The sequence below is a fragment of the Desulfobulbus oligotrophicus genome, from assembly GCF_016446285.1.
GTDB lineage: Bacteria > Desulfobacterota > Desulfobulbia > Desulfobulbales > Desulfobulbaceae > Desulfobulbus > Desulfobulbus oligotrophicus.
In genome coordinates this window covers 2,601,285-2,615,646 of sequence record NZ_CP054140.1, presented here as the reverse complement: position 1 = coordinate 2,615,646, position 14,362 = coordinate 2,601,285, and the positions used below count along the sequence as shown (strand labels likewise).

Sequence of the window (14,362 nt, the reverse complement as noted above, 5' to 3'; positions counted from 1 at the left end):
CATGTACCAAATGCACTGGATTACAGATCATCTGGCCACGGGTCATGCACCGATGTCCTACGAGGACCTGGACTCCATCAGAGAGCAGGGAATTCGCGCCATTGTTAACTTATGTGGAGAATTCTGCGATCTGCATGAGATAGAAGAGGGCAGTGGTTTTGAAGTGTACTATTTGCCGGTCGTTGATGAATGTGCACCTGATCTTGAAGCCATGGAAAAGGCGCTCGACTGGCTGGATGAGAGTATCTATTTAAATAAAAAAGTACTTGTACACTGTCGACTCGGTCATGGGCGTACCGGTACATTTATTGCGGCGTATCTGTTGCGGCGTGGTTTTGATTTTAAACTGGCACAAAAAGCAATGAAAGGGCGAAACGCCAACCCTGCAACCTATGAGCAGCGTAAATTTTTAAAACGGTATGGGAAACAGACAGGATCACTGCAAACCGCGGCCCCTAAAATCGATAACCGCCCAAGTACGGATGTTGCCCCTTTACTGGCAATATACGCACAACTGCTCGCTCGTGTAGAGGATGAAACCTCCCGGGACGAAGAAGTCTGTGGCCAAAACAATCATCCCTGTTGTCATAGCCCTTTTGAATTGCATCTGATTGAAAGTATGCACCTCAGTGAGGTGGTCAACAGAACTCTTCCACATGCGCAGCGACAGGCGGTGATCGATCGGGCGCTTGTCCTTGCCCGGCATATGAAGGAGCTGCATCGGCAGGTTCCCGGATTGTCCACTGAGACGTTGGCTGCACATTTCCCAGAAGAAAATCTTGTCTGTCCCCTGTTGGAAGATGGCCGGTGCCTGATCTTTACAGAACGACCAAGGCGATGTCTCTGCTGGACGAAGGATGAACAGAGCAGTATGCGTGATGTCGAGGACCAGGTTGTTGAACTCTCGATGCAGGCCTTTCAGATACTCACCGGGAGCAAAATGTCGGCGGCAGATTTGCGTTTCAGTTCAGCCGACACTATTTCAGGCAGGTTTGTTCAACTTTATTTTCAGGCAATGACTGGAAAAAACAGCGAATAAAGAATTATGAGTACGGGTGTCTGTCCGAAAATTCTAGTTGTTGACGACGAACAAGACATGCTCGTTTTTCTCAGTAAGATGCTGGTCAAAAAATGCGGGTATGTGGTTATGAGTGCTGCATCCGGCGAGGAGGCTTTAACAAACGTTCAGGCCGAATCTCCGGATGTTGTTCTGACCGATATCAAAATGCCGGGCATGGATGGTCTGGCATTACTCCAGCGGTTGTGTGCTTCTGATCCAACCATGACGATCATTTTAATGACCGGGCATGGCACCATTGAAATGGCGGTCAGGGCATTGAAGGACGGTGCCTATGACTTTGTTGAAAAACCCTTTGATAACGAACATATTTTGCAGACCATCCGTCGCGCTGTTGAACGCACACGATTGCTCCGCGAAAATATTCAACTGCACCATCAGCTTTCCGGGCATGACCACAGGCTTGGTTTTGTTGGCCGATCCCGGAAACTTGTTGAAACCGTGGCATTGATACGACGGGTTGCACCCAGTTCGGTAACAGTATTAATCCGTGGAGAATCCGGAACCGGTAAGGAGCTTGCGGCAAGAGCACTGCATAATCTTTCACCCCGGAATCAGCGGCCCATGGTCACTGTGAACTGTCCGGCATTACCGGAGCATATTTTAGAAAGCGAGTTGTTTGGTTATCGGCGGGGCGCGTTCACAGGGGCTGATCGTGATAAAACCGGGCTTTTTGCAGCGGCCGACGGATCATCCATCTTTCTGGACGAAATTGCCGATATTCCGGTGAGTGTGCAGACCAAGTTGCTTCGGGTGCTCCAGGAGAAAGAGGTGCAGCCGCTGGGACAGAATCGTACGTTCAAAGTAGATGTCCGCGTGATTGCATCAACTAATCAGGATCTCGAAGCAAAGATTCAACGGGGAGAGTTTCGTGAGGATCTCTTTTACCGTTTAAATGTCATGACCATAACCATGCCGAACCTGGCAGCCATGGCAACAGACATTCCGCTGTTGGCCCAGCATTTTCTTGAACGGTACTGTCTTGAGCATGGCCGCCCATCCATGGAATTTACAGCCGATGCCCTGCAGGCCTTGATGCAGCACCAATGGCAAGGGAACATTCGGGAGTTGCAGAATATTATTAACAGATGCGCTCTACTCAATGAGCAGACAATAATTGAACGGCGCGATCTGTGGAACGATGCGTCAGAAGAGGGAACAGCGGGAAAAAGATCAGTCGTGCATGACTCAATCGACACCACCTCAGTTACTCACCTATCGTACCAGGATGCTAAAAATCAGGTGCTGCAACAGTTCAATGACGCTTATTTAACTGCAGCCTTAAAAACAACAGCAGGAAATGTTACGGCCGCTGCCCGGATTTGCGGCATGGAACGACAGGCCCTGCAGCGTCTCTTGCGACGATACAGGATTGAATCAAGGAGTTTTCGCTGATGTCAGGTCAGAGAGGCGAGTATGTATTGGCTCGCAACAAATCGTTTTGTAATTTTTGTCCAGGGTATTGCTGTTATCGCTTACCCGGAGCCACCCTGTACCTTGATGCCGCAGATATCAATCGGATTGCACGTTATTTCAACATCAGTGATGGTGAGGTGCGGACACGTTATCTTGAGAACAGGAATACCTTCAAAATCAAGGAAGACGGATCATGTCTTCTGCTTGCCGACGATCGGTTGAGTAAACGCTGCACAATTCATGAGGCTCGACCCCGGCAGTGTCGGGAATTTCCTTATGCTAAACCCTGTCCGTATCTGGAAAGTTCTGAGCTGCTCAGCAGTATTCAACCACGTATTGAGCAGGGTCTTTTCACAGTTCTGCTTGAGAAACGTTAGACGATTTCTCGACAAAGGGTTCTGTTTTTCTCCTATCGCAGCTCTTTGCCCATGCAATTATTTTGTTGCTCTGCAACATTTTTGTTGCTTTAGAGTGTGCCCATCCATTAATTAACGTGTTGTTCTGCTGGATATGTCATTTTTAACTAAATGATATTAAAAGAATTTTATGAATATAGTGATGGTGCGAACCTGGCATTGAACATGCAAATGTTGACCTGTTAAGATAAGGACTACGATGATCGGTTCGTTTTTTAACAAAAACATGTGCATGCGGACGTATGCACATGTTTGTAATTTTACAATGGCGTGGAAATGGCTGAAATACTTACTTTAGATGATGTTCTTGATGCGACCGTATTAATAGGTAAAATTCTGAGGAAGAAAGGACATGTCGTCCATACATTTACGGATGAAGATGAGGCTATCGCCTTTGTACGGCAATCTTTTGTTGACCTCGTTATCCTGGATATAAAACTCAAAAAGATGAGCGGCATTGAAGTTCTGGCGATCATGAAAGAGGCAAAGCCCAATATCGGTGCCATTATGCTCACCGGTTACCCGACTGTGGAGACGGCGCGTGAGGCTATTAGTTTGGGGGCTGATGAATACTGTGTAAAACCAATTGATCGGACAGAGTTGGAGGAAAAAGTAGAAAAGGTCCTGGCAGCGCACGCTGATCAGGGATCGGAGTAAGCGTGGTCGCAGAATCGCCAATGCAGACTGGAGCATCGCAGGGAGCATCAGGAGGAGCCGTTCCAGGCCGTGACCGGCAGTTTCTGGAGGTGTACCAAAAGGTGAGCCGTCTCATCTCAACGACCCTTGATCACCAAGAGGTGATGGATACAATTGTGCGGAGTCTGACGGAGTTGCTGATCGTTGATGCCTGTACCATCAGATTGCTTGATCACTCCACCCGAACTTTTGTCCTTGGCGCTGCCCACGGTGTTTCACTGGAATATCTTTCTCGCGAAGTTATCGATACTGAGGAGACCCTAACAACGGTTCGATCCGGAACACCTGTGTACAATGAAGATGCAGCACAGGAGTCGTGTCCGCAGTTTCGTCAAGCAGCTGCTCAGGAAGGTATCAAGAGTATTTTGACTGTACCTGTCTTGTATAAGGAAGAGCTCATTGGCATTATGCGGTTACTCACGCGCAGAACTCATCAGTTCACAGATGCCGAGATAGCTTTAGCTGTCGGTTTGTCCGAACAGATCGGAGTGGCCATCTCCCATGGCCGAATGTTTAAGGAGATGGAGGCGCGGCTGGTCTTTTTGAATGGTATTCAGGAGATCTCCACCCTGGTAAATTTCACTCTTGACATTGATCATATCTTTAACGTTGTGGTGGAGCGGGCTGCAGTGAGTATGGGTGCTAAAGGCTGCACCTTGCGCTTGATCAACCCTGAATCGGGCCTTCTGGAGTTGGCCGCTTCCTATGGACTATCGGCAGCCTATCTGCACCGGGGTGAGGTCAGTCATGAGCGGAACATTCAGGTGGTGCTCAACGGGGAGCCTGTGGCAATTTATGATGTGAGACGTGATCCACGTATACAATACCATCAGCAAATGACCACAGAAGGCATCTGTTCACTGCTGGCAGTGCCCGTAAAAGTCAATGGTGAGGTCATCGGTGCCCTGCGTATTCTCAGTGACAGGCCACGTGTTTTTACAGATTCTGCGGTCAGGTTTGCCGTTACTTTGGCAGAGGTTGGAGGGTCGGCCATACGTAAAGCGCGCAGCTACCAAAAAATTACCCGGTTGATGCGACAGGTGCAGGCGCATGAGGAGTTTCTTGCAAACATTATTGACAGCTTACAGCATCAGTTGTTGGTTATTGATCAAAGTCGGCGGATAGTGCTTGCTAATCAGGTCTATCTTGAAACCGTTGGCAAGCCGGAAGATGAGGTACTTGACAGGTCCTATACCGAGTTGTGCGATATCACTTCTGAAGACAGTCCGGTGGAACAGGTGCTTCAGGGAAGAGAGATGCGCCCCTTTCTGCAAACATCTGGTGAGGATCAAGCACAACGATGGCTGGAGCGGACAGCATTTCCCATTCATGATGACAGTGGCAATATTTTGTATGTAATTGAAATTATTCGAGATGTTACCAGTGAGTACCTGTTGGCGGAAGAACGTTTACAAAGTGGTAAGTTGCAGGCAATTTTAGCATTGGCAGGCACTGTGGCCCATGAGGTCAACAGCCCCCTGTTTGCCGCTTTAGGAACTGCGGAACTTCTGGCCGAAGAGCTTCAGCTGCCTGAAGAGCGCGAAGAGCTGGAAGTTATCGTTCGTAACTTAAAACAGATTGGGGAGTTAACCAGTAAGATGGTATCAATGACCGGTTTTACCGATCAGGATTACGCCGGTGAACGTAAAATACTATCGTTGACACAAAATTCAAAAGACGCTGAAGACCGGCGTTAAGGAGGGCTGCAGGGATACACAGGGATGAGAAGATTTTTTGTTGCAGTAAATGCATGTGAATTATAGGTTTTTATCGGGTTTAATGATCCGAGTGGTATGGGATTATGTTTACCGTTTGTGGTGGAGGTTACAAGCTGACCTCAGCAAACAGACTCAAAGGAGACGCGAGTATGAAGAAAAAAACAGGAATAATGCCATGGCTTGTTGCGGCAATGGTAATGTTTGCCGGTGTTAACGTCGCCTGCGGCGTCGAAGACACCTCTCAGGCATCCGGACAATCGGCGGTGCTGGATGCACCGACCATAACCATTGACAAAGCACAGATTAATAATGGCGGAACCATTAAGGTCAGTGGTCAGGTACCTGCCGGCAAGCCGGTTTATCTGGAGGTCTATGCTGCCGATCATATGGTGCGGGCCAACCGTTTTGATGCAGATCCGGACAAAGAGACCGGTGTGCGACCTTATAAATTTTATATAACCAGCGAGATGCCTGCGTATTATAAAATTTTTGTATCCAAGGATTTGCAGGCAAAGATCGATGAAGAAGCCAAGAAAAAGAATAAATGGAGTTATTCGGAACTGCTCAAGAGCCTCGGTGCTGAAGGGGCATACTCTGTACCGGCAAAGGCCAAGATCGACAGCTACCAGTCAACCTTGATGGCCAGTATCATCGGTAGCCGCGGTGATCTGCTCCCCGCCCTTGATGCTAAAGAAAATAACAAACGATCCATGCAGCTGGTCAAGGCTCGTTTTCGCAAGATTGACAACGTTTTTGCCGCTGTGATTGATCTTAAGCCGGACGGTTCTTACACAGCTGATATCAACGTTCGTAAAGGATTGGCCCCAGGCCAGTACAAGATTGTCGCAGTGGCTGATAAAAATGCCAAGAGCGAAGCTGTTACCTTTGAGAATAAAATTGATTTTCCCAATGTTTACCTGGGTAACGCCGGAACCAGCCTCAACATTTTTTATCCGTTTTTCTTGACCCTGGTAGTCGCCATCTTTGGCGTTCTTATGGGTGCTGGTGGTGGTTTTATCATGAACCCTCTCCTGCTGACACTTTTTCCGGCCCTGCCGCACACAATTGTTGCCGGTACCGTTACGCCTACTGTTCTTTTCTCACAGGGCAGCGGTATTTATAACTATTCTAAAATAAAATTTATTAACTGGAAACTTGGCTGCAGCATTGGAGCGGCTATGCTTCTCGGTGGATTTATAGGTCCGAAGTTAACTGAAATGATTACTTTGGATCAGTTTAAGTTTGCTTTTGGATGGATCCTTATTGTTCTCGCGGTACTGATGTTCTGGCAGACCACGCCTGGTTATCTGGCAAAGAACAAGAAAGAACAGGCTATCCTTAAAGAATTCAAGAAACGTGCTGAAGAAGCTGCTCAAGGTAAAAAATAAGCAATCCGCTCGAGGAGGAAGTGAGTATGAAAATAGAATTTTGGGGACAAGAATTTAAAGTAAACATGGTGGTTGGTTGTATCGGCGGTTTTTTAATTGCCATCATGTCCTCGATGTTCGGCTTTGGCGGCGGTCCTTTCATGGTGCCGCTGATGACCGTTGCCTTGCGTCTACCTATGTATCTGGTTGTCGGCAGCTCATTGCTTGCCATCTTTTTCAACACCTCAATCAGCACCATGCGTCATTACCAGTTTGGTAACTTTGACCTCTACTTTTTTCTGGCCATGTTTCCCGCAGCGATTCTGGGCGGTTATTTAGCTCCACAGATTGCCAAGCGGGTCAGTCCACTGGTGGTGAAGCGAATTGCCTGCATTGGACTGCTTTTATTGGCACTTAACCTTTTAGGTGTATATTGATTGTTGCAGAGTTGAGCTGATGTTTAGTCTGTGAGTTTTTTTGCATAGACGTTACGGTGAATAAGCCGGGGTGATGATTTCACCCCGGCTTTTTGCTCTGTGCCGGGGCTGACGGGTCTTCATCTGCCTGAGTTATACCAGGAGAATTACTGCTTGCGATAATTTTATTGGAATGCGATACTACAGGCTACTTCATTGATCAGTTCTTATTCGAGTATCAAGATGACAACCATAGGCGCCTTGGCCTTTTCTCCGGAAAAGCGCAGACATCCAAGAGTTATTTTTACCCGTAGCGTTAAAGTTTACGTTAAAGATCAGTTGCAGGGTCGATTCAGAGCACGGAACTTAAGCCTGAGTGGGTTGTATTTAGAAGAAGCCTGTGATCTTCCCACAGGAGAGGATCTCCGTCTGGAACTGTATGAAACCGGCTGCAAATCCAGCTTGATACTCACAATCCTTGCAAGAACATGCAGAAAAGATGCTGGTGGGGCAGGGGTGCAGTTTACCCATATGGAAGACGACAGCTTTATGTTTTTACAAACCATGGTCCTGTATTCCTCAGACGATCCCATTGGTGTGGCTGAACATTTTCTTGAGGATTTTACCTCAAAATTCACTCCAGCTCGGTAAGTTGCATAAAGGGGTGTACAGTCTTTTCATTTTGTTCTTGCACATGGATGTTGCTGCTTCGTATCATCCGGTAAGAGCAAGTAACAGGGAGATTTGTTGATTGGAAGTCAACCAAACGCATCAGCAGCCGGCCCCGCTTCGCTTCTTGGGAGCCTTGGGCGATCGAACGTTGTACGTGTTGACCGATCTGGGCCGAATGGGTATTTTTTTATTTTTTGCTCTGGTCGGTCTACTGAAGCAACCGTTTCGTTTCAGAGAGATGATCAAGCAGCTCGGTTTTATTGGTGCCGGATCAGTCACAGTTATTTTTTTCACCGCTCTGTCCTCCGGGATGGTGTTGGGTTTACAGGGGTACTATTCACTCCATAAATTCGGGGCTGAGGGTATGCTTGGATCGGCTGTTTCACTCACTCTGATCATGGAACTCGGCCCGGTACTGACAGCGCTGATGGTGGCTGGTCGCGCTGGTTCCGCCATGTGTGCAGAAATAGGTATAATGCGCATATCTGAACAGATTGATGCTTTGGAATGTATGGCCATTGACCCTTTTCGTTACCTTATCTCACCTAAATTTTTAGCTGCTCTTATTTCGGTCCCCCTCCTGACAGCTCTTTTTGATGTCGTCGGCATCATGGGAGGATATTTGGCCGGAGTCAAATTAATGGGTGTTAACAGTGGTTCATTTTTTTCGGGAATGGAACAGAGTGTGACCAACCATGACATACGACTGGGTGTTATAAAATCTTTTGTATTTGGCTTGCTTGTGGTCTGGATCTGTACCGGCCGAGGCTATTTTGTGCAGAAAATCCGCGGGGCTGGTTTCGGTGCGGAAAGTGTGAGCAAGGTCACGACCCAGGCCGTCGTTTTATCCTCTATAGCAGTACTCATTTTTGATTATCTCTTAACAGCAATTTTACTGTGAATACGGATATTAGAGAGCATCATGAGTCGGCTATCCGATTTGTTGATGTTTGTAAATCTTTTGACACACGGAGTAAACGACATCGTGTGTTAGAGCACGCCAGTTTTTCTATACCCAAAGGAAAAACCACCGTGATTGCGGGAGGAAGCGGCCAGGGGAAAAGTGTTATCCTGAAGTTGATATTAGGGTTGTTGCGACCCGACTCCGGACAGGTTCTGGTGGGCAATCAAGATGTGGGCACCATGAGGTATAAAGCGCTTCAAGAGGTACGCATGCTGTTTGGAGTGTTGTTTCAAGGTGGAGCCCTGTTTGATTCATTGACCGTTTTCGAAAATATTGCCCTGCCGTTACGAGAGCGAACAAAACTGACAGATGATGAAATTTATACCAAGGTGGCGGCTACCCTTGAACAGTTGGAACTGGCTGGGCATGAAGATAAGTACCCGGCTCAGTTAAGCGGGGGGATGAAGAAACGGGTCGGTTTGGCGCGAGCGTTACAACTTGATCCCAAGATTGTGCTTTTCGACGAACCGACGACAGGACTTGATCCTGTGATGACTAAAGAGATCTATGAACTGTTTACGACAACGCAGCAACACTTAGGATATACGGCGGTCATCGTCAGTCACGATATTCCACAGATTTTTACCCTTGCTGATCAAATTATTCTGGTTAATAAAGGTGAGTTGGATGTTTTTGCAGATGCAACACAGATTTCCTGCTCTTCCAAGCCGGAAATTCGTGAATTTGCCCGAATGGTGATGGGGCAGTAAGCTGCTTGATCAAGGAGATAAAGCAATGGGGAGCGCCCGTATTGAAATATTGGTTGGTAGTTTTTTAATTATCGGCTTTTTGGCTTTAGGATGGTTGGCATTGCAACTTGGGGAAGTGCCGTGGGTGACTGAGTCAAAAAGTTATATTCTCAATGCAGAGTTCAACAACATCTCCGGTGTGAAAGTCGGAGCTGATGTTCAGATAGCAGGGGTAACAATTGGAAAGGTGCGGCATCTTAAGCTGAACGAAGACAGTCTGGCCGTGGTCGGCATGCAGCTTGATCGAAGTGTGACTGTCCCTGTGGACTCGGTGGCTTCAGTAAAATCTCAAGGAATCATAGGTGATAAAATTATTCAGATTACCCTGGGAGGTGATTCAGAACTGTATAAACCTGAAGATACAGTTGTCGATACTGAGTCTGCTGTTGATCTTGAGTCACTCATCTCTAAGTTTGCCTTTGGTCAGGTAGATAAATAATCACCGATATCTTATGATTCTGAGAAAGAGTTGTCAGACATTTTCACGGTACGTTTTTGTCCTCGTACTTGTCTTTTGTCATGGAATATCCTGGGGGCAGGAGGTGGATTATCTTGATGACGAGAGCTATGAACCGTCATCAGTGAGCGACCCTCTTGAACCGGTCAACAGATTCTTTTTTAACGTCAATGACAAGGTGTACGTGTGGGTCCTTGAACCGGTGTCCACCGGATACAGCAAGGTGCTACCCTCAGATATCCGTCAATGTGTCAGTAATTTTTTTTATAACCTGGGCGAGCCGGTCCGGGCTGTAAACTGCCTGTTGCAGGGTCGGGTGCATGATGCCGGCCGAACACTGGGACGATTTGTCATCAACAGTATCTGCGGGGTTTTTGGTCTGGCGGATCCAGCGGCACATGAATTTAAAATGAGCCCGGTGTATGCTTCGCTTGGTGAAACGTTTTCAGTGTGGGGAGTGGGGGATGGTTTTTATCTGGTAGTCCCCCTGCTGGGCCCTTCAACACTCCGGGATCTGACGGGAACTGTAGGTGACGGGTTTGCAATGACAACCCATACTCCCTGGAATGATGATGTTTTAACCACAGCGGCCGCACATGGTGTGCGTTCTGTAAACTATACGTCGCTGCACCTCGGTGAATATGAAGATGCCAAATCATTGAGCTTTGATCCATACATCGCTTTCCGGAACGGTTATTTTCAAATCCGGGCTAAACAGTTTGATCACACCCATCAGTAAAGCCTCAGCTCATATATCTCACGGATAATGGTATGTATATCAGTCGGATAAAATTGTTTATTTTTACAGTCTGTTTTCTTTTCATTGCCGGTATTTTTGGTATTCAAACTGCTGCGTCTGCCACGCCGGACCCCACTGAACAGTTCCGACCATTTATCGCAAAGGTGACCGCAACACTTGCAGATCCCGATCTCAAGACGTTGTCGAAACGGGAGAAGAGTCGTCGTGTGATCAGTGTTGTCCGGGAACGTTTTGATTTCAGAGAGATGAGTAAGCGAGTCATTGGCCAATATTGGCGAGACTTGTCTCCCAGCGAGCAGGACGAGTTTGAATCGCTGTTCACTCAGCTGTTGCAGTACGTTTATGTGGATAGAATAGACGATTATTCAGGCCAGGAAGTGGAGTTTACTCAACAGCGAATCAAAGGGCAACGTGCAGAAGTGCAAACCCTGCTCGTTGATAAGCAAAAAACGATTCCAGTTGCCTATATAATGACTTTGCGCGGCAATGAATGGATGGCCTATGATGTGATCGTCGAAGGAGTCAGTCTCGTCCGCAACTATATGGAGCAGTTCAGGGAAATTTTACGGAAAGATGGGTATTCGGGTTTAACAGATCAACTTCGGAAAAAAATTGTTGAACTGGAACAGGAGAACAAGGTTTCCTGATCGTATATCCGCGCTATCTCGCACAATGCGTGATGTACATCTGCAGTCATACAGGTAGACACGCGGGTGTTCCAGGTTTGACAGATACAGCCGACATCTCCTCCCAGCCCCATGCATTCTTCTTTTTACTTGGCGAACAGTTCTTTTCCTGATATAATCTTTTGTTTTACAAAAATCGAGAGAGCATTGGCTGGGGTAGTGAAATGTTGGTTCGATTAAGTGAAATCCCTCCTGGCGGCAGTCACATCGAAATGCGTAGTGTTAAGGGATTTGACGGGATGTCCGAGGTTGTGGCAATGCCGGAGTCCCTGCATGTGACAGGGATGTTAAAACGTAAGGGAGAGAACAAAGCGGAGTTGCAGGGACGACTCGCTGTTATCCTTCAGCTGGACTGTGATCGTTGTTTAGCTTTGTATGAACTGAAGGTGGATACAGCACTGCAGCTGCTTTTTGAGTATGAGACAGATGCATCGTGGCGATTGCGGGACCTGGAAGGTAAGATAACGGCTGTTGATACAATTATCTTAGATGAACCGGTTATTGATCTCAACGAGGCTGTTCGTCAGCAGTTATTTTTGATGGTGCCCATGAAAAAACTGTGTTCGGAAGAGTGTAAAGGGATTTGTGCCTGGTGTGGCGGCAATCGTAACCAGGTTTTGTGCAAATGTGACCGCGAGCATTCAAAGTCGCCATTTGCAATACTGACACATATAAAAAAATAACATTAACCGTGGGTATGCGGGCTTTATCAGGCTGATGATAATGAATCGCCCGCATATACAGACAAGAAGAGGACATATAAAATGGCTTTACCAAAACGCAGGCACTCTCATTCACGAACACGGCTTCGACGCTCACACGATGCTTTGATTAAACCGGGTGTTGGTTTGTGTCCGGAGTGTGGTGAACCGAAAATGCGACATCAGTTGTGTGGCGGATGCGGTATGTATAAAGGTCGCAACGTCATTCAGTTTGAGGAAGATATCAACTAGGCGGTACTGTGAGAATAGCCCTTGACGCCATGGGTGGCGACCTGGGGACGGTAATGGCGGTCCAGGGTGCTCTCGCCGCGGTTCGGAAAAACAATGATCTCCATGTCATTCTTGTCGGTCCCCGGGTTCATCTGGAACAGCAGCTTGTCGACAGTTCGTCCGGATCTCCTGAGGTAATTAATCGAATTACCATTCACCACGCATCAGACGTTATCACTATGGATGAATCTCCGGTTGAGGCGATTCGTCGAAAAAAAGAGGCGACCATTATGGTCGGCTTCGAGCTGGTGAAAAATGGTGAAGCTGATGCAGTTGTATCTGCCGGGAATTCCGGAGCAACTATGGCAGCCGCAATAAAAAAACTCGGTCGTCTTCCAGGGATTTCTCGACCTGGGATCGCCAGTTTTTTTCCAACGTTGAAGCAGCCGGTCATGCTCATGGATATCGGTGCCAACGTTGATTGTCGGGCGCAGCATCTGTACCAATTTGCCGTCATGGCCTCTTCCTGTTCTCGTCTGCTCTTAAACTGTGAGAGCCCTCGAGTTGGCCTGTTGAGTATTGGAGAGGAAAGTTGCAAAGGCAATGTCCTGGTCAAGGAAACCCACGACCTTCTTAAAAAAAGCTCCCTAAATTTTATTGGTAATGTCGAAGGACGTGATATTTATAAGGGGAATGTTGATGTTGTTGTCTGTGATGGCTTTGTTGGAAACACGGTTTTGAAGGTGAGCGAAGGGTTGGCCGAAGCGGCTATGCACCTGTTAAAACGAGAGATTATGAAGACATGGCGAGCAAGGATCGGTTATCTTTTTATCCGTGAAGCCTTTGCCGGATTTAAAAAACAAGTAGATTATGCAGAATATGGCGGCGCACCTCTGTTAGGTATTGATGGTACGGGTATCATCTGCCATGGTGCCTCCAATGCCCTGGCGATTGCCAACGCCATTGAAGTTGCGGCCAGCATGGTGCGTAATCAGGTTAACCCGGCAATCGTTCGTGCCCTCAACACCTCCGTTGTCTGATAAAAAGTATCCATGATAAGAGCGGTTATTCTTGGTACCGGTTCCTGCCTCCCGGCAAGGACTCTTACCAACCTTGAGCTTGAACAGATGGTCGAGACTTCTGATGAGTGGATTACCACAAGAACTGGAATCCGCAATCGTCATATAGCTGCGGCCGGGGAACAGACATACCAGTTGGCAGCGAAGGCGGCTCGTCGAGCTTTGGCTGTGACCGGCATTGATCCCGAAGAACTGGACCTGATCATTGTTGCCACCATTTCTCCGCATATGATCATGCCGTCGACCGCTTGCTTTGTGCAGGCTGAACTGGGGGCAGTCAACGCTTTTGCCTACGATATCAATGCCGCCTGTGCCGGTTTTACGTATGGTCTGGATCTGGCCAGCAACTATATTCAAAACCGTGCGGATATGAAGATCCTGCTGATCGGTGCTGAAACATTGTCCGCCCGTGTGAACTGGCAAGATCGCAATACCTGTGTCCTTTTCGGCGATGGCGCCGGAGCGGTGATCGTCAGCGGCTCAAGTGACGGACGGGGCATCTTTGGGAGTAATTTGAAAGCAGATGGGAAGTTGTGGAATTTGCTCTTTATGGACAGCCCGGAAAGTCTCAATCCTGATTTACAGCGTCAAGACTGGCAGGGGGCACATATTCAGATGAATGGGAGTGATATTTTTAAACACGCTGTTCGTCTTATGGAAGATGCGGTTAAAACTCTCCTCAGAAAAACGAAAACCGCTATCGAAGATATCAGTCTGATGATTCCCCATCAAGCAAATATTCGTATCCTCAATAATCTCAAGGAGCGTTTAGGGATTTCTGAGGAAAAGATTTTTATCAATTTAAGTCAATATGGTAACACCTCAGCCGCTAGTATTCCGATCGCTTTAGATGAGGCGCATCGTCAGGGACGTTTAGTGAGAGGCGACATTGTCTTGCTGTGTACTTTTGGTGGCGGACTTACTTGGGGTTCCTTGCTCATGCGTTGGTAAGATAT

Annotated in this window: 17 protein-coding genes; all 17 read left to right on the top strand. The window is 47.5% G+C overall.

Features of this window, described 5'->3' with window-relative positions; genetic code table 11:
• Position 1: 1 nt before the first annotated feature.
• Positions 2-1,039 carry a protein-tyrosine phosphatase family protein gene (locus HP555_RS12055; RefSeq protein ID WP_199262828.1) on the top strand — a complete coding sequence of 346 codons (1,038 nt, stop codon included), beginning with the start codon at positions 2-4 and terminating at the stop codon, positions 1,037-1,039.
• Positions 1,040-1,045: 6 nt separating this feature from the next.
• A complete protein-coding gene (locus HP555_RS12050) occupies positions 1,046-2,473 on the top strand; it encodes a sigma-54-dependent transcriptional regulator (RefSeq protein WP_199262827.1) in 1,428 nt (475 codons plus the stop codon).
• Positions 2,473-2,871, top strand: coding sequence for a YkgJ family cysteine cluster protein (locus HP555_RS12045; protein ID WP_199262826.1), 399 nt, complete (start codon positions 2,473-2,475; stop codon positions 2,869-2,871). The genes HP555_RS12050 and HP555_RS12045 overlap by 1 nt, the downstream gene beginning before the upstream one ends.
• A gap of 315 nt (positions 2,872-3,186) precedes the next feature.
• Positions 3,187-3,567 (top strand): response regulator, encoded by a 381-nt coding sequence (locus tag HP555_RS12040; RefSeq protein WP_199262825.1) that lies wholly within the window; start codon positions 3,187-3,189, stop codon positions 3,565-3,567.
• A gap of 20 nt (positions 3,568-3,587) precedes the next feature.
• The gene (locus HP555_RS12035; RefSeq protein ID WP_199262824.1) at positions 3,588-5,303 is read left to right on the top strand and encodes a GAF domain-containing protein; all 1,716 of its coding nucleotides are present in this window, start codon (positions 3,588-3,590) and stop codon (positions 5,301-5,303) included.
• A 170-nt stretch (positions 5,304-5,473) separates the two neighbouring features.
• Entirely contained in the window at positions 5,474-6,712 is a 1,239-nt protein-coding gene (locus HP555_RS14260; RefSeq protein ID WP_199262823.1) for a sulfite exporter TauE/SafE family protein, read from the top strand.
• A 26-nt stretch (positions 6,713-6,738) separates the two neighbouring features.
• Complete coding sequence (locus tag HP555_RS14255) at positions 6,739-7,128, top strand: sulfite exporter TauE/SafE family protein (protein ID WP_199262822.1); 390 nt, start codon at positions 6,739-6,741, stop codon at positions 7,126-7,128.
• Between the two features lie 222 nt (positions 7,129-7,350).
• Positions 7,351-7,758, top strand: coding sequence for a PilZ domain-containing protein (locus tag HP555_RS12020; RefSeq protein ID WP_199262821.1), 408 nt, complete (start codon positions 7,351-7,353; stop codon positions 7,756-7,758).
• A gap of 100 nt (positions 7,759-7,858) precedes the next feature.
• Positions 7,859-8,680 carry an MlaE family ABC transporter permease gene (locus HP555_RS12015; protein ID WP_332908641.1) on the top strand — a complete coding sequence of 274 codons (822 nt, stop codon included), beginning with the start codon at positions 7,859-7,861 and terminating at the stop codon, positions 8,678-8,680.
• Positions 8,677-9,453, top strand: coding sequence for an ABC transporter ATP-binding protein (locus tag HP555_RS12010; RefSeq protein WP_199262820.1), 777 nt, complete (start codon positions 8,677-8,679; stop codon positions 9,451-9,453). Before HP555_RS12015 ends, HP555_RS12010 begins: the two co-directional genes overlap by 4 nt.
• 25 nt (positions 9,454-9,478) lie before the next feature.
• Positions 9,479-9,931, top strand: a complete 453-nt coding sequence (gene mlaD, locus HP555_RS12005) for an outer membrane lipid asymmetry maintenance protein MlaD (protein ID WP_199262819.1) — start codon at positions 9,479-9,481, stop codon at positions 9,929-9,931.
• A gap of 103 nt (positions 9,932-10,034) precedes the next feature.
• On the top strand, positions 10,035-10,688 hold the full coding sequence (locus tag HP555_RS12000; protein ID WP_199262818.1) for an MlaA family lipoprotein: 654 nt from the start codon (positions 10,035-10,037) through the stop codon (positions 10,686-10,688).
• A gap of 32 nt (positions 10,689-10,720) precedes the next feature.
• Positions 10,721-11,356 (top strand): MlaC/ttg2D family ABC transporter substrate-binding protein, encoded by a 636-nt coding sequence (locus HP555_RS11995; protein WP_199262817.1) that lies wholly within the window; start codon positions 10,721-10,723, stop codon positions 11,354-11,356.
• A gap of 203 nt (positions 11,357-11,559) precedes the next feature.
• A complete protein-coding gene (locus HP555_RS11990) occupies positions 11,560-12,078 on the top strand; it encodes a YceD family protein (protein ID WP_199262816.1) in 519 nt (172 codons plus the stop codon).
• Positions 12,079-12,159: 81 nt separating this feature from the next.
• Positions 12,160-12,348 carry a 50S ribosomal protein L32 gene (gene rpmF, locus HP555_RS11985; protein WP_199262815.1) on the top strand — a complete coding sequence of 63 codons (189 nt, stop codon included), beginning with the start codon at positions 12,160-12,162 and terminating at the stop codon, positions 12,346-12,348.
• A gap of 8 nt (positions 12,349-12,356) precedes the next feature.
• Positions 12,357-13,367 (top strand): phosphate acyltransferase PlsX, encoded by a 1,011-nt coding sequence (plsX, locus tag HP555_RS11980; RefSeq protein ID WP_199262813.1) that lies wholly within the window; start codon positions 12,357-12,359, stop codon positions 13,365-13,367.
• A 12-nt stretch (positions 13,368-13,379) separates the two neighbouring features.
• Positions 13,380-14,357, top strand: a complete 978-nt coding sequence (locus HP555_RS11975) for a beta-ketoacyl-ACP synthase III (RefSeq protein ID WP_199262811.1) — start codon at positions 13,380-13,382, stop codon at positions 14,355-14,357.
• Positions 14,358-14,362 lie beyond the last annotated feature (5 nt).

Coding starts and splice junctions, on each gene's coding strand:
- HP555_RS12020 (WP_199262821.1), top strand. CDS start 7,351: ATGACAACCATAGGCGCCTTGGCCTTTTCTCCGGAAAAGCGCAGACAT.
- HP555_RS12050 (WP_199262827.1), top strand. CDS start 1,046: ATGAGTACGGGTGTCTGTCCGAAAATTCTAGTTGTTGACGACGAACAA.
- rpmF (WP_199262815.1), top strand. CDS start 12,160: ATGGCTTTACCAAAACGCAGGCACTCTCATTCACGAACACGGCTTCGA.
- HP555_RS11995 (WP_199262817.1), top strand. CDS start 10,721: ATGTATATCAGTCGGATAAAATTGTTTATTTTTACAGTCTGTTTTCTT.
- HP555_RS14255 (WP_199262822.1), top strand. CDS start 6,739: ATGAAAATAGAATTTTGGGGACAAGAATTTAAAGTAAACATGGTGGTT.
- HP555_RS12055 (WP_199262828.1), top strand. CDS start 2: ATGTACCAAATGCACTGGATTACAGATCATCTGGCCACGGGTCATGCA.
- HP555_RS11990 (WP_199262816.1), top strand. CDS start 11,560: ATGTTGGTTCGATTAAGTGAAATCCCTCCTGGCGGCAGTCACATCGAA.
- HP555_RS11975 (WP_199262811.1), top strand. CDS start 13,380: ATGATAAGAGCGGTTATTCTTGGTACCGGTTCCTGCCTCCCGGCAAGG.
- mlaD (WP_199262819.1), top strand. CDS start 9,479: ATGGGGAGCGCCCGTATTGAAATATTGGTTGGTAGTTTTTTAATTATC.
- HP555_RS14260 (WP_199262823.1), top strand. CDS start 5,474: ATGAAGAAAAAAACAGGAATAATGCCATGGCTTGTTGCGGCAATGGTA.
- HP555_RS12045 (WP_199262826.1), top strand. CDS start 2,473: ATGTCAGGTCAGAGAGGCGAGTATGTATTGGCTCGCAACAAATCGTTT.
- HP555_RS12035 (WP_199262824.1), top strand. CDS start 3,588: ATGCAGACTGGAGCATCGCAGGGAGCATCAGGAGGAGCCGTTCCAGGC.
- HP555_RS12040 (WP_199262825.1), top strand. CDS start 3,187: ATGGCTGAAATACTTACTTTAGATGATGTTCTTGATGCGACCGTATTA.